Source organism: Microbacterium sp. C7(2022), assembly GCF_028823665.1.
GTDB lineage: Bacteria > Actinomycetota > Actinomycetes > Actinomycetales > Microbacteriaceae > Microbacterium.
Map to the genome: position 1 here is coordinate 275,135 of NZ_JAPEHV010000002.1, position 21,570 is coordinate 296,704.

General features: G+C 65.4%; 22 protein-coding genes. 11 read left to right on the top strand and 11 right to left on the bottom strand.

Features of this window, described 5'->3' with window-relative positions:
- The first annotated feature begins 3 nt into the window (after positions 1 to 3).
- Genes ON062_RS03405 through ON062_RS03415 form a run of 3 tightly spaced genes read left to right on the top strand, consistent with a single transcriptional unit; the run spans position 4 to position 2,971 of the window.
- Positions 4 to 1,293 carry a CBS domain-containing protein gene (locus ON062_RS03405; RefSeq protein WP_274645715.1) on the top strand — a complete coding sequence of 430 codons (1,290 nt, stop codon included), beginning with the start codon at positions 4 to 6 and terminating at the stop codon, positions 1,291 to 1,293.
- Positions 1,293 to 1,820: a DUF1003 domain-containing protein gene (locus tag ON062_RS03410; protein ID WP_274645716.1), complete on the top strand. Its 528-nt coding sequence runs from the start codon at positions 1,293 to 1,295 to the stop codon at positions 1,818 to 1,820. The genes ON062_RS03405 and ON062_RS03410 overlap by 1 nt, the downstream gene beginning before the upstream one ends.
- The gene (locus ON062_RS03415; RefSeq protein WP_274645717.1) at positions 1,817 to 2,971 is read left to right on the top strand and encodes an Mrp/NBP35 family ATP-binding protein; all 1,155 of its coding nucleotides are present in this window, start codon (positions 1,817 to 1,819) and stop codon (positions 2,969 to 2,971) included. Before ON062_RS03410 ends, ON062_RS03415 begins: the two co-directional genes overlap by 4 nt.
- Position 2,972: 1 nt before the next feature.
- On the opposite strand, the gene ON062_RS03420 is transcribed toward ON062_RS03415, so the two are convergent.
- On the bottom strand, positions 2,973 to 3,374 hold the full coding sequence (locus ON062_RS03420; RefSeq protein ID WP_274645718.1) for a Sec-independent protein translocase TatB: 402 nt from the start codon (positions 3,372 to 3,374) through the stop codon (positions 2,973 to 2,975).
- Positions 3,375 to 3,443: 69 nt separating this feature from the next.
- On the opposite strand from ON062_RS03420, the gene ON062_RS03425 reads away from it, so the two are divergent.
- Complete coding sequence (locus ON062_RS03425; RefSeq protein ID WP_274645719.1) at positions 3,444 to 4,079, top strand: O-methyltransferase; 636 nt, start codon at positions 3,444 to 3,446, stop codon at positions 4,077 to 4,079.
- Positions 4,080 to 4,153: 74 nt separating this feature from the next.
- On the opposite strand, the gene ON062_RS03430 is transcribed toward ON062_RS03425, so the two are convergent.
- From ON062_RS03430 to dapE, 3 genes are all read right to left on the bottom strand, one after another.
- Positions 4,154 to 4,327, bottom strand: a complete 174-nt coding sequence (locus ON062_RS03430) for a DUF3117 domain-containing protein (protein WP_127095811.1) — start codon at positions 4,325 to 4,327, stop codon at positions 4,154 to 4,156.
- An 89-nt stretch (positions 4,328 to 4,416) separates the two neighbouring features.
- Positions 4,417 to 5,643, bottom strand: coding sequence for a glycosyltransferase family 39 protein (locus ON062_RS03435; protein ID WP_274645720.1), 1,227 nt, complete (start codon positions 5,641 to 5,643; stop codon positions 4,417 to 4,419).
- Complete coding sequence (gene dapE, locus ON062_RS03440) at positions 5,625 to 6,701, bottom strand: succinyl-diaminopimelate desuccinylase (RefSeq protein WP_274645721.1); 1,077 nt, start codon at positions 6,699 to 6,701, stop codon at positions 5,625 to 5,627. Before dapE ends, ON062_RS03435 begins: the two co-directional genes overlap by 19 nt.
- Before the next feature lie 87 nt (positions 6,702 to 6,788).
- Here dapE and dapD point away from each other — a divergent pair, with 87 nt between their 5' ends.
- On the top strand, positions 6,789 to 7,736 hold the full coding sequence (gene dapD, locus ON062_RS03445; RefSeq protein ID WP_274645722.1) for a 2,3,4,5-tetrahydropyridine-2,6-dicarboxylate N-succinyltransferase: 948 nt from the start codon (positions 6,789 to 6,791) through the stop codon (positions 7,734 to 7,736).
- A 64-nt stretch (positions 7,737 to 7,800) separates the two neighbouring features.
- Here the strand turns inward: dapD and ON062_RS03450 are convergent, their stop codons facing one another.
- The 4 genes from ON062_RS03450 to ON062_RS03465 form a co-directional block, all read right to left on the bottom strand.
- Complete coding sequence (locus ON062_RS03450; protein ID WP_274645723.1) at positions 7,801 to 9,099, bottom strand: citrate synthase; 1,299 nt, start codon at positions 9,097 to 9,099, stop codon at positions 7,801 to 7,803.
- A 183-nt stretch (positions 9,100 to 9,282) separates the two neighbouring features.
- Positions 9,283 to 10,395, bottom strand: a complete 1,113-nt coding sequence (gene dapC, locus ON062_RS03455; RefSeq protein WP_274645724.1) for a succinyldiaminopimelate transaminase — start codon at positions 10,393 to 10,395, stop codon at positions 9,283 to 9,285.
- A 27-nt stretch (positions 10,396 to 10,422) separates the two neighbouring features.
- Entirely contained in the window at positions 10,423 to 10,746 is a 324-nt protein-coding gene (gene fdxA / locus ON062_RS03460; protein WP_274645725.1) for a ferredoxin, read from the bottom strand.
- A 9-nt stretch (positions 10,747 to 10,755) separates the two neighbouring features.
- Positions 10,756 to 11,127, bottom strand: a complete 372-nt coding sequence (locus ON062_RS03465) for a histidinol dehydrogenase (protein WP_274645726.1) — start codon at positions 11,125 to 11,127, stop codon at positions 10,756 to 10,758.
- A 164-nt stretch (positions 11,128 to 11,291) separates the two neighbouring features.
- Here ON062_RS03465 and ON062_RS03470 point away from each other — a divergent pair, with 164 nt between their 5' ends.
- From ON062_RS03470 to ON062_RS03495, 6 genes are read left to right on the top strand one after another with little or no spacing between them, the layout of a single operon-like run.
- Entirely contained in the window at positions 11,292 to 12,077 is a 786-nt protein-coding gene (locus ON062_RS03470) for an ABC transporter ATP-binding protein (protein ID WP_274645727.1), read from the top strand.
- Positions 12,074 to 12,907 (top strand): ABC transporter ATP-binding protein, encoded by an 834-nt coding sequence (locus ON062_RS03475; protein ID WP_274645728.1) that lies wholly within the window; start codon positions 12,074 to 12,076, stop codon positions 12,905 to 12,907. The genes ON062_RS03470 and ON062_RS03475 overlap by 4 nt, the downstream gene beginning before the upstream one ends.
- Positions 12,907 to 14,805 carry a long-chain fatty acid--CoA ligase gene (locus ON062_RS03480; RefSeq protein ID WP_274645729.1) on the top strand — a complete coding sequence of 633 codons (1,899 nt, stop codon included), beginning with the start codon at positions 12,907 to 12,909 and terminating at the stop codon, positions 14,803 to 14,805. The genes ON062_RS03475 and ON062_RS03480 overlap by 1 nt, the downstream gene beginning before the upstream one ends.
- Positions 14,802 to 15,740, top strand: coding sequence for a branched-chain amino acid ABC transporter permease (locus ON062_RS03485; RefSeq protein WP_274645730.1), 939 nt, complete (start codon positions 14,802 to 14,804; stop codon positions 15,738 to 15,740). Before ON062_RS03480 ends, ON062_RS03485 begins: the two co-directional genes overlap by 4 nt.
- Entirely contained in the window at positions 15,737 to 16,948 is a 1,212-nt protein-coding gene (locus tag ON062_RS03490; RefSeq protein WP_274645731.1) for a branched-chain amino acid ABC transporter permease, read from the top strand. Before ON062_RS03485 ends, ON062_RS03490 begins: the two co-directional genes overlap by 4 nt.
- A 47-nt stretch (positions 16,949 to 16,995) precedes the next feature.
- Positions 16,996 to 18,327 (top strand): ABC transporter substrate-binding protein, encoded by a 1,332-nt coding sequence (locus ON062_RS03495; protein ID WP_274645732.1) that lies wholly within the window; start codon positions 16,996 to 16,998, stop codon positions 18,325 to 18,327.
- Positions 18,328 to 18,411: 84 nt separating this feature from the next.
- Here the strand turns inward: ON062_RS03495 and ON062_RS03500 are convergent, their stop codons facing one another.
- The 3 genes from ON062_RS03500 to typA form a co-directional block, all read right to left on the bottom strand.
- On the bottom strand, positions 18,412 to 18,726 hold the full coding sequence (locus ON062_RS03500) for an AzlD domain-containing protein (protein ID WP_274645733.1): 315 nt from the start codon (positions 18,724 to 18,726) through the stop codon (positions 18,412 to 18,414).
- A complete protein-coding gene (locus ON062_RS03505) occupies positions 18,723 to 19,490 on the bottom strand; it encodes an AzlC family ABC transporter permease (protein ID WP_274645734.1) in 768 nt (255 codons plus the stop codon). Before ON062_RS03505 ends, ON062_RS03500 begins: the two co-directional genes overlap by 4 nt.
- 84 nt (positions 19,491 to 19,574) lie before the next feature.
- Positions 19,575 to 21,488: a translational GTPase TypA gene (typA, locus tag ON062_RS03510; protein WP_274645735.1), complete on the bottom strand. Its 1,914-nt coding sequence runs from the start codon at positions 21,486 to 21,488 to the stop codon at positions 19,575 to 19,577.
- Positions 21,489 to 21,570: the final 82 nt, after the last annotated feature.

Consider the following 21,570-nt stretch of genomic DNA (forward strand, 5'->3'; position numbering starts at 1 on the left):
TTCGTGAGCACGCAGAGGGTATTCGTCGCGCGCCTGTCGGGCTGCGCCGTCTTCGACCCCGCCGGCGACCGACTCGGCAAGGTCCGGGACGTCGTGGTGATCTATCGCAAGGACGACCCGCCTCGCGTTATCGGGCTCGTGATCGAGATCCCCGGGCGACGACACGTGTTCGTCTCTATCGGCCGTGTGACATCGATCGATACCGGTCAGGTGATCACCACCGGCCTCATCAACGTGCGCCGATTCGAACAGCGCGGCGGCGAAGTACGCGTGATGGCTGAATTACTGGGGCGCAAGGTCTACTTCTCCGACGGAAGCGGGCACGCCGTCATCGAGGACGTCGCCATCGAACGCAATCGCCTCGGAGAGTGGGACGTCGGCCAGCTTTTCCTGCGTCGTCCGAAGACCAGTGCATCGCCCTTCGCGAAAGGCCCCACCACCTTCGCCGGATGGGCGGACGTGCACGAGCAGAACACGCCGGGCGAAGCACAGTCCGCCGAACAGCTGGTCGCCACCTACTCCGAGCTCAAGCCGGCCGACCTCGCGAACACTCTCCTCGACCTTCCCGAAGAGCGCCTGATCGAAGTGGCTGAAGAACTCCCGGACGACCGTCTCGCTGACGCTCTTGAAGAGATGCCCGAGGACGACCAGGTGCACATCCTCGAGGCCCTCGGCGACGAACGAGCCGCCGACATCCTCGATGCCATGGAGCCTGACGATGCAGCCGATGTCCTGGCACAGCTGCCCGAGGAGCGCTTGGAAGAGCTTCTCGATCTGATGGAGCCCGAAGAGGCTGAAGACGTTCGCGCCCTGCTGAAGTACGGGCCCGACACGGCCGGCGGTCTCATGACGAGCGAACCCATCGTGCTCTCGGCAGACGCGACCGTCGCCGAAGCACTGGCCCTCATCCGACGGCACGAGTTGCACCCCGCGCTCGCAGCAGCAGTGTACGTAACGCTGCCGCCCTATGAGACGCCGACGGGCAGGCTCCTCGGCACGGTGCACTTTCAGCGGATGCTGCGCTATCCGCCGCATGAGAGGCTCGGCGCGATCATCGACGACACGGTCGATCCGGTGTCGGCCCTTGCCTCTGCAGCGGAGGTCGCGCGCCTGCTCGCGAGCTACAACCTGGTTGCGGTGCCCGTCGTCGATGCCGCGCACCGCCTGGTCGGCGCGGTGAGTATCGATGACGTGCTCGACTACCTTCTGCCCGACGACTGGCGCTCGCATGACGGACCCGACATTCCTGCGCCCGTTCCGACCACGACCGCGAGCATCCCGAGGAGGCGCTGATGGCCCGTTCGAACCGCGTGCCTTCACTCGACGCGCCGCGTGGCCGGTCGGGCGTGTTGCAGCGCCCACCGGCACAGCCCTCGCGCGACCGATTCGGACGTTTCACCGAGTGGATCGCGCGAGCCATGGGCACGCCGGTGTTCCTTCTGATCCTCAGCCTGTTCTGCGTCGCGTGGATCGCATGGAACACCCTGATGCCAGCCGATCTCCGGTTCGACTCCGCAGCGAACGGATTCACCGCGCTCACGCTGATGCTGTCGTTGCAAGCCTCCTATGCGGCGCCGCTGATCCTGCTCGCGCAGAACCGTCAGGATGACCGGGACCGCGTGCAGATCGAACAGGACCGGCAGCGCGCCGAGCGCAACCTCGCCGACACCGAGTACCTCGCCCGCGAGGTTGTTGCTCTCCGCATGACGGTCGCCGATCTGTCATCCGAACTCCTCACCCGCGACGAACTGCGCACCGAACTGGCATCCTTCCTCCAGTCGCTCCAGGAGCGCACCGAGAGCGAGGAGGCAGAGCGATGACCGTTGCCACCGCGGACGAGGTCCGCCGCGCAGTCGCAGCGGTGATGGACCCCGAGTTGCGTCAGCCCTTGGGTGACCTCGACATGGTGCGAGACGTGCGGGTCGTCGACGATCGAGCCCTCGTGAAGATCGCTTTGACGATCGTGGGCTGCCCGGCCGCTGAGCGAATCAGTGCCGACGTACGCAGCGCTGCGGTCTCTGTCACCGGGATCGAAAGTGTCGAACTCGACGTCGGTGTCATGACACCCGCAGAACGCAACGCGCTCACCGAAAAGCTTCGCGGCGGGCGTGCAGCACGCGAGATGCCTTTCACGCCCGATTCACTCACTCGAGTCATCGCCGTCACGAGCGGCAAGGGCGGAGTCGGTAAGTCGACGATGACCGCGAACCTCGCCGTCTCTCTCGCGGCACGTGGACTGGCCGTGGGCCTCATCGACGCGGACGTGCACGGCTTTTCGATCCCCGCGCTCCTCGGCCTCACCGACGACACAGGTGCTGCACCCGTGCCCACGCGCATCGATGAGCTCATGTTGCCCCCGGTCGCGCACGGTGTGAAAGTGATTTCGATCGGGATGTTCCTGCGACGGGGAGAAGACACGAACCCCCTCGGCGCCGTCGCGTGGCGCGGGCCGATGTTGCACCGCACCGTGCAGCAGTTCCTCACTGATGTGTTCTTCGGTGATCTCGACATCCTGCTGATCGACATGCCGCCCGGGACCGGCGACATTGCGATTTCGGTCGGCCAGATCCTCCCTCACGCAGAGGTGCTTGTCGTGACCACCCCGCAGTCCGCTGCCGCGGACGTCGCCGTGCGCAGTGGTCTATTGGCTCGTCAAACCGGGCAGCGCATTGCGGGTGTCGTCGAGAACATGGCCGCCATGACGTTGCCCGACGGCACGACGCTCGAGATATTCGGCACTGGCGGCGGAACGAAGGTCGCGGATGCGTTGTCCGCAGAGGACCACTCGGTCCCCGTGCTGGCGAGCGTTCCGCTCAGCCCGCTGCTGCGGCAGGATGCCGACGCAGGCGTGCCCACCGTAGTGGCGCATCCGGAGGACCCCGCCGCTCAGGCGATCGATGCGATCGCGGAACGCCTCTCCCGCGCACCACGCGGACTTGCCGGACGCCCCCTTTCGGTGAACGTGCGCTGACTCAGGTTGCCTCGGCGTCATACGGCGGCGGAGCATCGTCGCCTGCTTTGAACGGGGATTTTGTCGGCGGCTTAGGCGCATGTGCCGCACCCTGAGCCGCCATCGTCGCCGCGGGGACGCGCACGGGTTTCGTGGGGTTCACCGGAGCGTCGTCGAGGAGCGCCTCTCGGATGATCCGACGCGGGTCGTATTGGCGGGGATCCAGCGTCCGCCAATCGACATCGTCGAAGTCGTCGCCCATCTCCTCTTTCACGCGGGTTCGAGCGGTCGTCATCCATTCTCGAGCCCGACGCGCGAAGCGTGCGAGAGCCTCGGCATAGCCGGGCAGCCGCTCCGGACCTACAAGGAGCGCTGCGATGACGCCGATGAGCAGCAGCTTCTCGATCGTGATGCCGGAGAACATACGAATAGGTTACGCCGTGGCGGACGGCTGAGCCGACCACGGGCGCGTAGGCTAACGGCGGAGGAACCCATGGGCGAGCAAAGCGCCAACCACAGATTTGCAAACGAAGTCACGATCGAACCCGATCACATCGGGCGTGCACGCGCGCACGCCCTCGAGATCGGCGCCGCGCCGATCAGCGCGGCGGTCGGTGCACAGTGCGCGGTCATCGCAGCGGCGTCGCGTGCGCTTCACATCGTCGAGATCGGCACGGGGGCGGGCGTGTCCGGTCTGTGGCTGATGCGTGGTGCACCCAAGGCCACGCTCACGACCATCGATAAAGAGCCTGAGCATCTCGGAGTGGCGCGACAGTCTTTCTCAGAAGCCAAGATCGCACCCGCTCGGGCCCGATTCATCACCGGTCGTGCATCTGAGGTTCTCCCCCGCATGAACGAAGCGTCATACGACATCGTGTTGGTCGACGCCGACCCCGAGGGAGTCATCGAGTACGTCGAACACGGGTTGCGTCTCGTTCGCGCTGGCGGCACCGTGCTCATTCCACGGGTACTGGCCGGGGGTAACGTCGCGGATCCGGTGAAGCGCGACGACATCACCACGGCGTATCGGTCTCTCATCCACGAGACGCAATCGTCGCCCGCCGTGATCGGTTCGCTCTCGATCGTGGGCGAAGGGCTTCTGCAGTTGACGACGGTCGCCTCCGACTGAATGCGACCAGCGGGGCCAAGACGAAGAAGAACGGCCGGTCTGATGACCGGCCGTTCTTCTTCGTTTCAGGTGCGTCAGGCGGGGGCGACGACGCCACCCAACACGTCGTAGAGCTCTTTGGCTTCGGCGTCGTTAACCGAGACGACCAGGCGTCCGCCGCCCTCGAGCGGTACACGCACGATGATGAGGCGCCCTTCCTTCACGGCCTCCATTGGCCCGTCTCCGGTTCTCGGCTTCATGGCTGCCATGCTGGCTCCCTTTCGTCGGTGATCTATGTGGTAGTTTACCGTGCCTGTGAACTCCCCCAGACCGTCCTGAGAGACAGGTGGGATCGGTTTCAGGGAATCTGCCACACGGTATTGCCGAGGGCGTACATGTTGTATATCCACCACCACTGCCCTACGAGGCATGCGATCAGAACACTGATCCGCCAGAGGCGTGAGCGCGGTACCGCGACCGCCCCCCACAACGGTGACAGCGGGATCAGGAGTCGGAAGATGCTCGACTGCGGGAAGAAGACCAGGAGCAGGTACACGACGTAGCTCGCGCTCCACAGTCGCATCTCCACCCCGAGTCGACGCACCGGCGGCGCCCAGAGCAACGCCGCCGCGATAACGGCCACGCCCGCGCCCAGGAGTACGTAGCCGACTTCGACGGGAAGGCCCCACATCGTCGCAAACCAGAACTGGGTTGCCGCGAGAAACCCGTCGAAGGGAGCAAACACCGCATCGCCCGGGATCCAGTTGCGACGCCACGCGAGTTCCGTCGCCAGATACGCACCTCCGTCCCCCGTGCCCCAGGCCGCGATGACCTGCCACGAGAAGCCCACCACCACCGCCAGTAGCCCGAGCGCAACGATGTGCACCACTTCTGAAGCCGCCAGAGCCTCCCGCCGACGCTGAAACCACCGCCAGATTCCGTAGAGACCAAGAAAAAGCGCGAACGCCAACACTCCTGGTCGCGTGTATCCCATCAGCGGAATGAGAAGGTACAGCCAGCCGTAGCGACGGCCAAGAACACACCACAGCGCGAGAAACAGCCACAGCAGGAACAACGACTCTGCGTAGCCGACCTGGAACAGAGCCGCGAGTGGACCGCACGCGAAGAAGGTCACCGCCCACATCGACGTACTCTCGTCGAGCTTCTCCCTCAAGAGCCGATACAGCACCACCGAAGCTGCGAAGCCGGCGACGATCGACACCAGAAACGCCCCGATGGACCATTGGCCGAACGGAAGCGCAACGATCCGCGCGAGCCACGGATACAGAGGCATGAACGCCCACTGGTTCTCCCCTACCGCACCCGAATCGGTCGTCGGTAGGTCTGACGGGTAGCCGACCTCGGCAACGATCCAGTACCAACGGGAATCCCACCCAAGGATCAGGTCTCCGAGGGACGGCGACACGCCGAAACGCGAGCCCGGTCCAGACAGTGCGGATGCTCCGAGCAGGAAGGCCGTCGTCACAACACGCGCACTGAAGTAGATGACGGCGATGCGCGCCACGATGGGCATCGCGTGCCACCAGTGCAGGCGGCTGTCGGGCCTCAGCGCCCCGTCAGCCATGCGCGTAACCCGCGCTCCACCGCGTCGATCTGCGCGACCGGAACGCGCTCTTCGTCGTGATGCGCGAGATGGGGGTCGCCCGGACCGTAGTTCACCGCAGGCACGCCGAGCGCGCTGAATCGCGCGACATCCGTCCAGCCATACTTCGGCCGAGGCTCAGCGCCGACTGCGGCGACGAAGTCTTGCGCAAGCGGTGCGTCCAACCCTGGCCGTGCGCCCTCCGCCAGATCGGTCACCTCGACGTCGAATCCTTCGAACACGGTGCGCACGTGTGCTTCCGCTTCGGCGCCGGAACGGCTCGGCGCGAACCGATAGTTCACCTCGACTTCGCAGAGGTCCGGAATCACGTTGCCGGCGATGCCGCCGGTGATGCGCACCGCGTTGAGCCCCTCTCGGTAATCCAGCCCGTCAACGGTGACCTCGGCCGCGCGGTACTCCGCCAGCCTCGCCAAGATGGCCGACGCGCCGTGAATTGCGTTCTCCCCGATCCACGAACGTGCACTGTGCGCGCGGACCCCCGTGCTCCGTACGACCGCGCGCAGATTTCCGTTGCAGCCACCTTCTACACCGGCAAGGGACGGCTCGCCGAGGATTGCGAAATCTGCAGCGAAGAGGTCCGGCCGCGTGCGAGCCAGACGAGTGAGGCCGTTGAGGTCGGCATCCACTTCCTCGTGGTCGTACCACATCCATGTGATGTCGACCCTCGGGTCAGTGAGCTCGACGGCCAACTTCAGTTGCACGGCGAGCCCGGACTTCATGTCGACGGTTCCTCGTCCCCAGATGTGCGGTTCGCCGTCGATGTCGATGTCGCGCGTGGGGAGGTTGGCATTGATCGGGACCGTGTCGATGTGGCCGGCGATTGCGACGCGCTGAGCGCGCCCGAGGTTCGTCCGCGCAACGATGGTGTCACCATCGCGGTACACATCGAGGTGCTCTTGCGTGCAGACGACATCGTAGATCGCGTCAGCGAGAGCCTTCTCATCGTCGGAGACGCTAGGAATGTCGCAGATCGCGCGCGTGATGTCGGGGCTGGAAGCAGTCAGGTCGAGCGTCGGCACCCGTCGAGTCTATCCAGCCCTGTCTTTGTCCGCCCCGCCCCACCGACCGGTGACAGGCACCTTCGTCGTGCGCGCTACCGTTGAGTTATGACTGAACGATGGGTGTGGGGCACGGGCCTCGCGACAACGGCTGACGACGGCACAGTACTGGACACGTGGTACCCGACCCCCGCGCTCGGGCGGATCCCGGATGCCGCGCCCGCGGCATCCGACGAACTCACGACCCTCGAAGGACGCGACGAACGCCGTGCTGTCACCGTGCAGGTCGTGACCGTCGAGGTCGACCTGGATGCCGCACCCGCCTCGACGCCCGATGCCTACCTCCGGCTACATGCGCTCTCGCACCGTATCGTTCGACCGAATGAGCTGAATCTCGAGGGCATCTTCGGCCACCTGCCGAATGTGGCGTGGACCAATGCGGGCCCCGTGCATCCTGACACCGCGACATCCCAGCGTGCGCATCTTCTGCGCGCGGGAATTCAGGTACAAGGACTCGATAAGTTTCCCCGACTGCTCGACTACGTCACTCCGGCCGGCGTGCGCATCGCCGACGCGTCTCGCGTGCGGCTAGGCGCGTACCTGTCGCCGGGCACCACCGTCATGCACGAAGGCTTCGTCAACTTCAACGCCGGAACGCTCGGCCAGAGCATGGTGGAGGGGCGGATCTCGCAGGGTGTGGTCGTCGGTGACGGCAGCGACATCGGCGGGGGCGCGTCCATCATGGGCACCCTCTCGGGCGGCGGTAGCCACAAGGTGGCGATCGGCGCCCGCACCCTTCTCGGCGCCAACGCTGGCGTCGGCATCTCGCTGGGTGATGACTGCGTAGTCGAAGCCGGGCTCTACGTCACCGCAGGCTCAAAGATCGTGCTGGCCGACCAGGCACCGGGAGCCGACGGCACGAAGCCGACGGCGAAGGGAGCCGAACTGTCGGGGCGCAACGGCATCCTGTTCCGCCGCAACTCGATCACCGGCGCGGTCGAAGCCGTTGCCCGAGCCGGTGTCGGCGTGACCCTCAACGCGGCGCTGCACGCATAGATTGACCACTGACAACGAAGAAGCCCGAGCGAAACATCGCTCGGGCTTCTTCGTGAAGGCAGGTTCAGCCGACACCCGGGTAGGTGCGCTCACCGGCACCCACATACAGCTGCTGCGGGCGCCCGATCTTCGTCTGCGGGTCACGCGAGGCTTCGCGCCACTGAGCGAGCCAGCCGGGCAGGCGGCCGATCGCGAAAAGTACCGTGAACATGCGCGTCGGGAAGCCCATCGCCTTGTAGATGACGCCGGTGTAGAAGTCGACGTTCGGGTACAGGCGACGCTCCTTGAAGTAGTCGTCGTTGAGGGCGATCTCTTCGAGCTCCTTCGCGAGATCGAGCAGCGGGTCGCTCACGCCGAGAGCTTGCAGCACCTCATCCGCCGATTCCTTCACGAGCTTGGCGCGCGGATCGTAGTTCTTGTAGACGCGGTGGCCGAAGCCCATCAGCTTCACCCCGTCTTCCTTGTTCTTCACCCGCTCGACGAAGCGCTGCACGCTCTCACCTGAGTCGCGGATTCGTCCGAGCATCTCGAGCACCGCCTCGTTGGCGCCGCCGTGAAGCGGCCCGTACAGCGCGTTGATGCCTGCCGAGATCGAGGAGAACTGGTTTGCACCGGTGGAACCGACCAGGCGAACCGTCGAAGTGGACGCGTTCTGCTCGTGGTCCTCGTGGAGAATCAGCAGTCGCTCGAGCGCCCGCGACATCACCGGGTCGACCTCGTACGGCTCGGAGAGCACACCGAAGTTCAGCTTGAGGAAGTTGTCGACGAAACCCAGGCTGTTGTCCGGGTACAGGAAGGCCTGACCGACGCTCTTCTTGTGCGCGTAGGCCGCGATCACGGGGAGCTTGGCCAGCATGCGGATGGTGTTGAGCTCCACAAACTCAGGATTGTTCGGGTCGGTTTCGCTCTCGTAGTAGGTCGAGAGCGCCGAAACAGCCGAGGAAAGCACCGACATCGGGTGTGCCGTGTGCGGCAAGGCGGAGAAGAATCGCTTCAGGTCTTCGTGCAGGAGCGTGTGGCGCCGGATGCGCTCATCGAACTCTGCAAGCTCGTCGGCCGTCGGCAACTCACCATAGATAAGCAGCCATGCGACCTCGAGGTAGGTGCTGTTCGTCGCGAGCTGCTCGATCGGGTAGCCGCGGTAGCGCAGGATTCCCTGATCCCCGTCGATGTAGGTGATCTCGGAGCGCGTCGCCGCCGTGTTCACGAATCCGTAGTCCAGGGCGGTGTAACCGGTCTGGCGAGTAAAGGTGGACAGGTCGACGCTGGGCGCACCGTCCGTGCCGCGCAACAGCGGGAATTCCGCAGTTTTGTCCCCGATGGTAAGGGTGGCTTTGTCCTGCTGGGTGCCCGCTTCGCTCACGGCGCCTCCTCGCGATTTCTGATCGGACGGGGGTGTCGGTCGGATGCCGCTACGAACCGGTATGGCGAGAGCGGTACTCCGGCGCGGGGCGAGATTCCGCGCCGCCGCGTTATTACAGCCTACTGGTCGCTCAGGCCTACTGCGCACACGACCAAAGCCTGGCCGATTCGTGTGGAGGATTCCTCAGTGCGCGAGGGAACGCAGACGCTCAGCAGCCGCGGCAATGCGCTCATCGGAGGCGGTCAGCGACAGCCGGATGTGCTGCGGGAAGTGTGCACCGTAGAAGTGGCCCGGTCCGACCAGGATTCCGTGCTCGGCCAGTCGCGCAACGCTCTCCCATGCATCGCGCCCTTCTGTGGCCCACAGGTAAAGCCCCGCCCGACTCTCGTCGATGCGGAAGCCCGCGGCCTCCACTGCGGGGAGAAGAAGATCTCGGCGTGAGCGGTACCGCTCCTTCTGCGCCGAGACGTGACCGTCGTCTGCCAGCGCCGCGACCATCGCCGCCTGCACCGGCGCAGGCAGCATGAGGCCGAGGTGTTTGCGAGCCGTCAGAAGCCGAGCGATCAGATCCGGATCGCCGGCGAGGAAGGCGGCTCGATAACCGGCGAGGTTCGACTGCTTGCTCAGCGAGTAGACCGACAGAACGTTCGTCAGGTCTCCCCCGGTCGCCCGCGGGTCGAGGGCACTCGGAATAGCGGCGGCGTCCCACGGCGCATCCCACCCGAGTTCTGCGTAGCACTCGTCCGACGCGAGGACGGCGCCCACCTCACGCGCACGCGCGATGGCCCCACGAAGCTGGTCGATGTCCAGCACCCGGCCATCCGGGTTTCCGGGCGAATTAATCCACACCACGCGGGTGTTGTCGGGCCACTCGGCCGGGTCATCCGAGGCGAAAGGCGTGGCACCCACGAGCCGGGCTCCGACCTCATACGTCGGGTATGCCGCCCGGGGGTGGACGACAACATCGCCCGGACCGACCCCGAGGAGCAACGGCAGCAGGGCGACGAGTTCCTTCGAGCCCACCGTCGGCAATACATGCTGGGGGGTGAGTCCCGTCACCGCCCGGCGGCGGTCGTACCACGACGCTATCGCCTCCCGCAGCGAGGGTGTTCCCATCGTCTGCGGATACGAGTGCGCATCAGTGGCGCCCATCAGCGCTCGAGAAACGACGTCCGGCGTCGCATCCACGGGCGAGCCGATAGAAAGGTCGACGATTCCGCCGGGGTGGGCGCGTGCACGCTCTGCGTACGGGGCGACCGCATCCCACGGATAGTCCGCGAGGTCCGAGACCGCCATGTCAGTGCCCCGCAGGGACGAAGGAGATCACGCCTCTTCTTGCGGTGGGAGGGCCTCGATAATCGGGTGATCTTTGTGGATCACTCCGACCTTGGCCGCACCACCGGGCGATCCCACGTCGTCGAAGAACTCGACGTTGGCCTTGTAGTAGTCCTGCCACTCGTCGGGGAGGTCGTCTTCGTAGTAGATCGCCTCGACGGGACACACAGGCTCGCATGCACCACAGTCGACGCACTCGTCCGGATGAATGTACAGCGATCGATCGCCCTCATAGATACAGTCCACGGGACATTCATCGATGCAGGCACGGTCTTTGACATCCACACAAGGAAGGGCGATCACGTACGTCACGGCATCAGTCTACTGGGCATTCCTCGCCGGCAAGCGGTCCGGCCACGCCACGACGAGCGCCACGAGGATCGGCACCGCGATCGTCCAGACCACGCCCGCGTCTGTCTGCGGCACGACCACCGACCCTCCCGGCCCGGTGCCGGAGAACATCAGGGTTGACAGCATCATCCCCAGCCCCGTCCCCAGCGCCGCCCAGCGATCGAGGGTCAGCAAGCGGACCGCGATCAGGAAGGCAGCGCACCCGATGATTCCGAGCACAAGGCCGAGGGGGAACCACCCCAGGGTGAAGGTGTGCGCAATGGTTCCGGCGACACCATAGACCCCGCCGATGAGGAATGCGACGACCCAGGTGCCGATTCGCGTGACGAGTGACATGCGCATCATTTGATGCTATCGGAGCACTATGCCAGCGCTCAGAGGCGCGTGAAACGCGATTCCATCTGGCTTGGCCCTCGGTTTCATCACAACTCGGTAACCGACCGGGCGGTATGCGCACGGAGTTGTTAGGTTCATCACAACCACGGCGCCGTGACCGAGAGGAAGCCATGACGCTGGCAGTGCACAACATCGAAGTTGTCTACGAGGATGTGATGCTCGTGGTCACCGGAGCGAGCCTCCGCGTGCAGCGTGACGGAATCGTGGCGCTGCTCGGGGCGAACGGCGCCGGGAAGACTTCGCTGCTTCGCGCAATGACGGGTTTGCTGGATGTCCATCGGGGCCGCATCGCCCGCGGACACGTTTCTATCGACGATGTCCCCCTGGACACCCGGCGCGCACCGGACGTGGTCAAGGCCGGGGTCAGCCAAGTGATGGAGGGCCGGCGCGTCTTCGTGGAATTCACTGTGGAAGAAAACCTGCGAGTGGGCGCGTACACGCGCAGCCGCACCGATATCGCGGCCAAGCTCGACCGCATTTATGGCATGTTCCCCATCCTCGGCGAACGCCGAGCGCAGCGGGCAGGCTACCTCTCCGGTGGCGAACAGCAGATGCTCGCCATCGGACGCGCGCTTATGGCAGAGCCCGCGTACATCCTGCTGGATGAGCCGAGCCTCGGCCTCGCGCCACAGATTGTGGAGCAAATCCGAGATCTCATCGTCGAGATCCGTGACTCCGGCACCGGGGTGTTGCTCGTCGAGCAGAACGCGGCCATGGCACTCTCGATCGCCGACCACGGCTACGTCATGGAGAACGGAAAGATCGTGATGGATGCCCCGGCCCAGGCGCTGCGCGATGACGATGACATCCGTGAGTTCTACCTCGGCACAGGTGCGTCCGCGGGGAGCCTGCGCGACGTCAAGCATTACAAGCGCCGAAAGAGGTGGTTGTCATGACGTTGCTGGAGGTTGCCGACCTCACCCTGCGGTTCGGCGGTGCCACCACGCTCGATGGGGTGTCGTTCGACGTGCAGCAGGGAGAACTGTTCGCCATCATCGGCCCCAACGGTGCAGGGAAAACCTCGACGTTCAACTGCATCTCGGGCGTGTACAAGCCGCAGTCAGGTTCGATTTCTCTCGCCGGCGAAAGTCTGTTGGGCCACGCGCCAGATGTCATCGCCGGGCGCGGAGTCGCCCGAAGTTTTCAGAACGTCGAACTCTTCGACAATCTCTCGGTGCTCGACAACCTCATGCTGGGACGACACCAGGCAGCCACGTACGGATGGTTGGAGGGCATGCTCTGGCTCGGACGCGCACGCGCCCAAGAGCTCGCCGCACGCCGACGTGTCGAGGACCTGATCGACTTCCTCGACTTGGCGGGCGTTCGTGGGCTTCCGGTGGGAATTCTCCCCTACGGCATCCGCAAGCGCGTCGAACTCGGTCGGGCACTCGCCATGGAGCCGAAGCTCCTGCTCTTGGACGAACCCGTGGCGGGCATGAACTCCGAAGAAACCGAAGACATGGCCCGCTTCATCCTCGACATTCGAAGCGAATTGGGGACGTCCATGATCATGGTCGAGCATGACATGCGACTGGTCATGGACCTCGCCGACCGCGTGATGGTGATCGATTTCGGAAAGCGGATCGCACTGGGCACCCCCGAAGAGGTGCAGACGGATCCCGCGGTCATCGCTGCCTACCTCGGCGGAGCGTCGGCCGATGTGGCAGACATCCTGAGCGAAGGCAGTCGCGAACCTGCCACTCCGCCAACACCGGGAGAGCACTGATGAGCACCAACGACGTCCTGCCCGCCACCGAGCTCGAGGTGACCTACCTGCCACGTCTCCTCCGCCAGGTCGCCGCCGAGCGGAGTGACCACACGGCATTGCGCGTCAAGAGGGCCGGGGTATGGCAAGACATCACGTGGGCAAACTATCGCGACGCCGCGGAGCGCATCGCCTTCGGTCTGGCGGCCCTCGGAGTATGCGCGGGCGATCGTGTGGCGATCCAGTCCGAGAACCGGCCGGAGTGGCTCTTCACCGACGTGGCATCGTCCGCATTGCGCGCCGTGATTGTCGGCCTGTACCCGACCAACCCCGTGGCCGAAGTGACGTACCTCCTGCAGGACAGCGGCGCACGCGTGTTGGTCGCCGAGGATCAGGAGCAGGTCGACAAAGCGCTCGAAGCCGAGCCGGAGTGCCCCGCACTCGAATGGATCGTTTACCTGGATGCGCGGGGGCTTGCCGATTACGATCACCCCAAACTTCTCTCGATCGATGCCCTCATTGATCGAGGCGATGCCCACCGCAGCGACCACCCGAGCCTGCTCGACGACGAGGACTCGCGCCGTACTCCCGATGACATCGCCACTCTCATTTACACCTCGGGCACCACCGGTCCGCCCAAGGGAGCGATGCTGACGGCACGCAACATCTCGTTCGCGGCGCAAGTCTTCACCCTCGACGGCGGACTGCTGGGGCGACAAATCGGACCGGACGATGCACTCCTGTCCTACCTTCCCCTCTCGCACGTGGTCGAGCGGGGCATCTCGGTGTGGGCGAATCTGCGCTCGCACACGGTGGTCCACTTCGCCGAGTCGATCGACACCGTCACCACCGACCTTGCCGAGGTGCAGCCCACTGTCCTGTTCGCCGTACCGCGCATCTGGGAGAAGATCCAAGCCGCCGTCGCCATTCGCATGGCCAACGCGAGCAGACTCAAGCGCGCGGTGTACTCGCTCGGGGCGCGCTGGAGCCAAACCATCGCGGCGGACCGCATCGCGAACGGCGGCGCATTCACATGGCGCGCACGCGTCCGTTACGCGATCGGATACTGGCCCGTGTACCGCCCGCTACGCAAGCGCCTCGGGCTGCTGCGCGTGCGCCACGCCATCTCTGGGGCAGCCCCGATCGCACCCGACGTGCTGCGGTTCTTCCTGGGCCTCGGGATCCCTCTCTTCGAGGCGTATGGCATGACAGAGAACTCCGCGGTGGCGACGTCCAACTTTGCCGGCCGCATGCGAATCGGCACGGTCGGCGAGCCGCAGCCCCTCACCGAGGTGCGGCTGGACGAGCACACCGGCGAGGTGCTCACGCGGCATCCGGGAACATTCGCCGGTTATTGGGGGCGACCGGATGCCACGGCCGACACTCTCGATGCGGAAGGCTGGCTGCGAACCGGCGACGTCGGTGAGTGGGTGGACGGGACGCATCTGCGGATCGTGGATCGGATCAAGGACATCATCATCACCGCGGGTGGGAAGAACATCGCGCCCAGCGAAATCGAGAACGCGATCAAGGCATCCCCCTTCGTCAAAGAGGCCGTCGTCATCGGCGATCGGCGCCCGTATCTGGCCGCATTGATCGGAATCGAGTACGACACCGTCGCCGACTGGGCTTCGCGCAGACGCCTGGAGTTCACGACGTACCGAGACCTCTCGAGCAAGCCCGAGGTGATCGAGCTGATCGCGGGCGTGATCCGCGAGGCGAACACCAAGCTCGCGCGCGTTGAAGCCGTAAGAAAGTTCCGCATGCTCACGAAAGAGCTCGACCACGAAGACGGTGAGCTCACCGCGACACAGAAGCTCAAGCGTCAGGCGTTCGCGAAGACCGTGCCGCATCTCATCGACGACATGTACGCAGGTTCGAACGCGTTCCCTGGCGGCGACCTCGGGAGAAACGGATGAACACCCTGCTTGCCGCGCTCGCGACCGGTCTCGGGCAGGGCGCCGTCTATGCGCTCATCGCCGTCAGCTTCGTCATCATCTACCGTTCAACCGGGGTGCTCAACTTCGCGCAGCCGGCGCTGCTCATCCTGGGGACCTTCGCCACCAGCGTGCTGGCGACGCAGGCGGGCCTCCCTTTCTTCGCCGCGGTACCGATCGCGATGCTGGTCATCGCTGTGCTGTCCGCGGGCATTGAAAGAGTCGCCATCCGTCCCATGGTCGGTCGGCCCGCTTTCTCGACGGCGATCGTGACCGTCGGCCTTTTCATCCTGCTCCTGGTGATCGCGTTCCGATTGTTCGATTCCCAGCCACGAACCGTCGGTGACCCGTGGCAGTTGCGGTCGATATGCGTCGGCGGCGAGGTCACCGAATCCTTCGGTGTCACGGGGTGCTCGGGCGGCATCCAGATCTATGAGAACGCCATCGCCCGATTTGTCATCTCGCTCGTCGTCATCGCCCTTCTGGGGTGGTGGCTCACCCGGTCGCGGATCGGACTCGCGATGCGCGCGACTTCCCTTGACCAGGAGACCGCGCTCGCGCAAGGCATTTCGGTCGGGCGCATGTTTTCGATCTCGTGGGCGATCGGCGGCAGCCTCGCCGCCCTCGCCGGGGCGTTGCTCGCCGCAAACGGATCGGTCGTGCAAGCCACCGACGCACTCTTCGCGCTGGTGGCGTTGCCTGCGATCATCCTCGGCGGCATCGATTCGCTCAAGGGAGCGGTCGTCGGCGGGCTCATCGTGGGTGTTGCGATGGCGCTGACGAAGACATATCAACCGATCTTCGCGCCGTGGCTAGGAACCAACTTCGACAATGTCGTGCCCTACCTCATCATGATCATCGTTCTGCTCGTGCGGCCCTATGGCATCTACGGCACGAAGGAGGTGCAACGGGTATGACCCGCAACGACACGCTCGCCGAGGCGTCCCACCGCCTCACCGGAGCATCGACCCATCTGGACTTCGAGCATTCGCGTGGGAAGGTATCGGCCCGTGTGCGTCGGGGACGCCCCACGCTGTACACCAGCTACGCGGCCGACCAAGCGTTGCTGAACACACCGGCCAAGCGCTTCTGGACAGCCGTCGTGGTCATCATCGCCATTGCCGCACCGTTCCTGATCGCTGCCGACCTGATCTACCTGTTGACGCTGGCCGTCATCTACGCCATCGGGGGAATCGGGCTCAACCTACTGACCGGCTACGCCGGCCAGGTTTCCCTTGGCCACGCCTTCTTCCTCGGTCTGGGCGCCTACACCGCCGCTGTGCTCGGCGGCACGCCGGGCAGCACCACGTGGGGCTTGCAGCTGGATCTGGCCATCGTCCTCCCTGCGGCGGCCATCATCCCCGGACTCATCGGCGCGGTGGTCGCGCCGCTCGCGACGCGTGTGCGCGGCCTTTATCTGGCCGTGCTGACGCTCGGCCTGCTGATTCTCGGCGAGCACTTGTTCAAGATCATGATCCCGATCACCGGCGGGCAGGGTGTGGGCCGCGGCGTCGCCCAGCGCACCCTGTTCGGCGTCGACCTCAGCGCGACGTATGCGATCGGGCCCGTACTCTTGCCTCCCCCGGTCACCCTCTACCTGCTGTGCCTCGTCCTCTTGCTCGCTCTCGGCGTCGCCGCGCGCAACCTGATGCGCGGTCGGTACGGGCGGGCGTTCGCTGCCGTACGCGACCGCGACATCGCGGCCGAAATCATGGGTGTCAACCTGCTACGGACGAAGACGCTCGCCTTCACACTGTCGTCCGCCTACGCAGGTCTTGCCGGAGCACTGTTCTCGATGCTCATCGGTCGCATCGCACCCGAACAGTGGAACCTCTTCCTGTCGATCGACTTTCTCGCGGTGATCGTCATCGGGGGCATCGCGACGATCTCGGGCACCATCATCGGCGCGTGCTTCGTCGTTCTCGTCCCCCGGCTTCTCGAAGAACTCACCGCGATCATTCCGTGGCTCACCGTCTCGGGCGGTGGAGTGCTCAACGTCTTCCAGCTGCAGACGATCGTCTTCGGCGTGCTCATCATCTTGTTCATCACCCTCGAGCCTCGCGGGCTGTACGGCATCTGGATCCGCGTGCGCAACTACTTCAAGGCCTGGCCCTTCTCGTACTGACAGAAACCGCACAACAGAACACCGAACACACAACAAAGGAGCACAGCATGACCAAGCGTCAACGAAGCCGCGCGGCGCTCGCCCTCGTCGCGGCGGGAATACTCACCCTTTCGGCCTGCACCCAGGTCGAGCCCGACACCGATACCGACACGGGCGATCCCGACGCGATCAGCACCGGCGCCGGCGTTACCGTCGAGCCTTGCCCGGACGCCGTCAACGCGGACAACGGATGCATTTACCTCGGCGTTCTCTCCGACCTCACCGAGGGGCCGTTCGCTGCGCTCGCCGTGCCGATCACCGACGCACAGCGCGCATTCTGGGCGCAGGTGAACGAGGATGGCGGAATCGGCGGCTATGACGTCGACATCGACACGTACACCCGCGACACGAAGTATCAGGCTGCCGAGCACGCGGCGCAGTACCAGCAGATCGCTGACAGCATCGCGGGGATCGCCCAGTCCCTCGGCACCGTCAACACTGAATCGGTACTGCCCGACATGATCGAACGGAGCCTGGTGACCGTTCCTACCTCATGGTGGTCCGGCTACGCCTTCGACGACAACGACGGCGGGATCATCCTCGAGACCGGTTACTCGTACTGCACCGAGGCACTGGCGGGTCTGGACTGGTTCGCCGAAACGAACGGTGCACCCACGACCGTGCAGGCGGTGGGCTATCCCGGCGACTACGGCGGGGACTCCGCCGAAGGCGTGAACCGGTGGGCCGAGGTCAACGGCGCAACCGCACTGGAGGCCATCGGTACGGGCCCCAACCAAGTGGTCGGAAACCAGGACGCCGTCGTGGCCGCTGTGGCTGCCGGCTCCCCCGACGTCGTTGTGTTGGCAGTCGGCCCCGCAGAGACCGCTGAGATCGTCGGCAAGCTCGCCGCCGGAGGCTACCAAGGCCGCTTCTTGGGCGCGTTGCCCACGTGGAACCCGGCCCTGCTCGACTCGGCGGCCGCGCCGGCTCTGATCGGCCTGTACAACCACATGACGCCCTATGAGAACTGGGATGGTTCCAGCGCCGCGATTGAAGCAGTGAAGGCATCGCTCGACGGCGAACTTCCGGCGAACGGTGGGTACATCATCGGCTGGGCGATCGGCTATCCGCTGAAGGCCGCACTCGAGGCGGCCGCCGAGGCGGGCGACCTCACGCCCGAGGGCATCGCGGCCGTCGTCGACGGTCTGACGGTCGACTTCGAGGGCATGATGCAACCGCACACGTACGGTGGGGACCCTCAGGCGAACGCCAACCAGGCCGTCAACATCGGTGTCCCCGATCCCGACGTCGAGCTCGGGCTCCGGACGATCGAGAGTTTCTACGAGGGCTCATCGTTCGATCAAACGGACTACTCGGCCGCCTGCGTCGCGACCAGCTGACACCCGTCTCGAGGTTGCGCGAATCGCACCCGGGTCCTCACCGGCGATGTGGTTCGTGCAACCTCGACGTGTGTCCGGCGCGGGTCAAGCCGCCCAGCCCCAGGCTCGCAGCAGCGCCGCGGTGAGCGCCGCCGCGGCGACCACAACAAGGAACGGCGCGCGAAGCATGAGCAGGCCTGCTGCCACGAGCACCGCCGGCACTCGCGCGTCCACGGTGATCGCCTGACCGACGCCGAGCGTTTGCACGGCGACCAGCGCGGCGAGCAGAGCCACCGTCAACAGGTCTGCGATGCGCGATGTCCGCGGCGCCTCGAGCAAACGCGGGGGTATCGCGTACCCGAGTGCTTTGAGGGCAACGCAGATGATGGATGCCACAAGAATGCCGTTCCACAACGTCATGGCAGCCCCTCTCTCTCGGCCACATCGTCGGGTTCGTCCCACGCCCGCTCGGACTCGGGCGTCGACCACATGTTCGTCCAGCCGACGATGATGGCCACCACTGCAGCGATGATGACGGGGAGTCCCGGCATGAGCACCGGGGTGAGCACGGTGGCGACGACCGCAGCGGCGATGCCCACGATGATCGGCTGGCGATGGCGAAGGCGCGGCCACAGCAGCGCAAGGAAGGCCGCCGCGGCCGCGGCATCCAATCCCCACGCCCGAGGATCACCGAGCACATCACCGAGAAGTGCGCCGAGCAGGGTCGAGAGATTCCAGCCGATGTAGATCCCGACACCGGTCACCCAGAAGCCCACCTGGCGTGCACGCGGATCGTGCTGGGCGAGCGCGACAGCGGTGGACTCGTCGATCGTGAACGGCGTCGCCAGCACGCGCCGCCAGACGTGGGTGCCGATGATCGGCACCATCCGGATCGAGTAGGCGACGTTGCGCACGCCCAACAACGCCGCTGACGCAATCGCCGCTGGCATGGCCGCAATGCCGCCAGCGGCCAGCACACCGACGAACGCGAACTGCGACCCACCCGTGAACATCAGCAGGCTCAGCACACAGGTCTGCCACACGTCGAGGCCGGCGGCCACGCCCAGCGCACCGAATGACACACCGTAGGCGCTGGTCGCCAGCGCGACGCCGAGGCCTTCGCGCGCAGCGCGGCTCACGTCGCTGCCGCGACGCGCACGGTCGGGGCTCGCGTTCGAATTCACCCACCGATGCTACAGACAACGCGGCGACCACCGGGGTGGCCACCGCGTTGAAAGTGGATCGCGCTGGTGCGCGTCAGAAAGAGATCAGGCGTTCGCGTCCTGACGCTTGAGGCGCGCGGCGGCCCGACCACGCTCGGTGGCGTCGAGCACGACCTTGCGGATGCGCACCATCTCGGGTGTCACCTCGACGCATTCGTCGTCGCGGGCGAACTCGAGGCTCTCCTCCAGCGACAGCTGACGTGGGGGCGTCATCGACTCGAAGGAGTCGGCGGTCGACGAACGCATGTTCGTGAGCTTCTTCTCCTTAGTGATGTTGACGTCCATGTCATCGGCGCGTGCGTTTTCACCGATGACCATTCCCTCGTACACCTCTTGCGTGGGCTGCACGAAGAACGACATGCGCTCCTGCAGGGCAATGATCGCGAAGGGCGTGACGACGCCCGCGCGGTCGGCGACGATCGACCCGTTCTGGCGGGTCACGATGTGACCCGCCCAATCGTCGTATCCGTGCGAAATCGCGTTGGCGATACCGGTGCCGCGTGTGGTCGAGAGGAACTCGGTGCGGAAGCCGATCAGACCGCGCGAAGGAACGACGAACTCCATGCGTACCCAGCCGGTGCCGTGGTTCGTCATGTTGTCCATGCGGCCCTTGCGCGCCGCCATCAGCTGAGTGATCGCGCCCAGGTACTCTTCGGGCGCGTCGATGGTCAGGTGCTCGAACGGCTCCTTGACCTTTCCGTCTTCACCCTTACGCGTGACCACCTGCGGCTTGCCGACGGTGAGCTCAAAGCCCTCACGGCGCATGTTCTCCACCAGGATCGCCAGGGCGAGCTCGCCGCGACCCTGCACCTCCCAGGCGTCGGGGCGTCCGATGTCGACGACCTTGAGCGAGACGTTTCCGATGAGCTCACGGTCGAGGCGGTCCTTGACCATGCGCGCGGTGAGCTTGTGTCCCTTAACCTTTCCCACCAGCGGCGACGTGTTGGTGCCGATGGTCATCGAGATGGCCGGGTCATCGACCGTGATGGCGGGCAGAGGGCGCACGTCCTCGGGGTCGGCGATGGTCTCGCCGATGGTGATCTCTTCAAAGCCAGCGATGGCGACGATGTCACCGGGGCCCGCGGACTCGGCCGGGTAGCGCTCGAGCGCGCGGGTCTTCAGGAGTTCGGTGATGCGCGCGTTGCTGGTGGTGCCGTCCGAGCGGACCCACGCGACGGTCTGGCCCTTTTTGAGCGTGCCGTTGAAGACACGCAGCAGCGCGAGGCGGCCGAGGAACGGGCTCGAGTCAAGGTTCGTAACCCACGCCTGCAGGGGCGCCTCGTCGTCATACTCCGGCGCGGGAACGTGCTGCAGGATCGCCTCGAACAGCGGCTCGAGGTCGTCGTTGTCGGGCAGGTCGCCGTTCGCGGGTCGGGTGCGGGATGCCGCTCCCGCGCGCCCCGAGGCGTACACCACCGGCACGTCGAGCAGAGCGTCGACGTCGAGGTCGGGTACGTCGTCCTGCAGGTCCGAGGCCAGACCCAACAGCAGGTCGTGCGCTTCTTCCTCGACTTCGGCGATCCGAGCGTCAGGACGGTCGGTCTTGTTCACCAGGAGGATCACGGGAAGCTTCGCTTCGAGCGCCTTGCGCAGCACGAAGCGCGTCTGCGGCAGCGGCCCCTCGCTGGCATCCACCAGAAGAACAACGCCGTCGACCATCGACAGGCCGCGCTCGACCTCGCCACCGAAGTCGGCGTGGCCGGGCGTGTCGATCACGTTGATGGTGACGGGAACATCGCTGTGGATGCCGTTGTACGTGATCGCCGTGTTCTTTGCGAGGATCGTGATGCCCTTTTCGCGCTCAAGATCGTTCGAGTCCATCGCGCGCTCTTCCACGTGCGAGTGCTCGCCGAACGAGCCAGTCTGGCGGAGCATGGCATCCACGAGCGTGGTCTTGCCATGGTCAACGTGGGCGACGATTGCCACGTTGCGGAGGTCCGGACGGAGGGCGCGGGCCATGAGGGAATCCTTGCGAGAGTGGGAGAATGCCCGGATTCGGGCGTGGCCAGTCTATCCCCGGAACCCTGAAGAGCGCGTGCAC

Bases quoted from the DNA above. Each gene is read 5' to 3' on its own strand.
- ON062_RS03410 (WP_274645716.1), top strand. From the start codon at position 1,293: ATGGCCCGTTCGAACCGCGTGCCTTCACTCGACGCGCCGCGTGGCCGG.
- ON062_RS03415 (WP_274645717.1), top strand. From the start codon at position 1,817: ATGACCGTTGCCACCGCGGACGAGGTCCGCCGCGCAGTCGCAGCGGTG.
- ON062_RS03420 (WP_274645718.1), bottom strand. From the start codon at position 3,374: ATGTTCTCCGGCATCACGATCGAGAAGCTGCTGCTCATCGGCGTCATC.
- ON062_RS03425 (WP_274645719.1), top strand. From the start codon at position 3,444: ATGGGCGAGCAAAGCGCCAACCACAGATTTGCAAACGAAGTCACGATC.
- ON062_RS03430 (WP_127095811.1), bottom strand. From the start codon at position 4,327: ATGGCAGCCATGAAGCCGAGAACCGGAGACGGGCCAATGGAGGCCGTG.
- ON062_RS03435 (WP_274645720.1), bottom strand. From the start codon at position 5,643: ATGGCTGACGGGGCGCTGAGGCCCGACAGCCGCCTGCACTGGTGGCAC.
- dapD (WP_274645722.1), top strand. From the start codon at position 6,789: ATGACTGAACGATGGGTGTGGGGCACGGGCCTCGCGACAACGGCTGAC.
- dapC (WP_274645724.1), bottom strand. From the start codon at position 10,395: ATGGCGGTCTCGGACCTCGCGGACTATCCGTGGGATGCGGTCGCCCCG.
- ON062_RS03465 (WP_274645726.1), bottom strand. From the start codon at position 11,127: ATGCGCATGTCACTCGTCACGCGAATCGGCACCTGGGTCGTCGCATTC.
- ON062_RS03470 (WP_274645727.1), top strand. From the start codon at position 11,292: ATGACGCTGGCAGTGCACAACATCGAAGTTGTCTACGAGGATGTGATG.
- ON062_RS03475 (WP_274645728.1), top strand. From the start codon at position 12,074: ATGACGTTGCTGGAGGTTGCCGACCTCACCCTGCGGTTCGGCGGTGCC.
- ON062_RS03480 (WP_274645729.1), top strand. From the start codon at position 12,907: ATGAGCACCAACGACGTCCTGCCCGCCACCGAGCTCGAGGTGACCTAC.
- ON062_RS03485 (WP_274645730.1), top strand. From the start codon at position 14,802: ATGAACACCCTGCTTGCCGCGCTCGCGACCGGTCTCGGGCAGGGCGCC.
- ON062_RS03490 (WP_274645731.1), top strand. From the start codon at position 15,737: ATGACCCGCAACGACACGCTCGCCGAGGCGTCCCACCGCCTCACCGGA.
- ON062_RS03495 (WP_274645732.1), top strand. From the start codon at position 16,996: ATGACCAAGCGTCAACGAAGCCGCGCGGCGCTCGCCCTCGTCGCGGCG.
- ON062_RS03500 (WP_274645733.1), bottom strand. From the start codon at position 18,726: ATGACGTTGTGGAACGGCATTCTTGTGGCATCCATCATCTGCGTTGCC.
- typA (WP_274645735.1), bottom strand. From the start codon at position 21,488: ATGGCCCGCGCCCTCCGTCCGGACCTCCGCAACGTGGCAATCGTCGCC.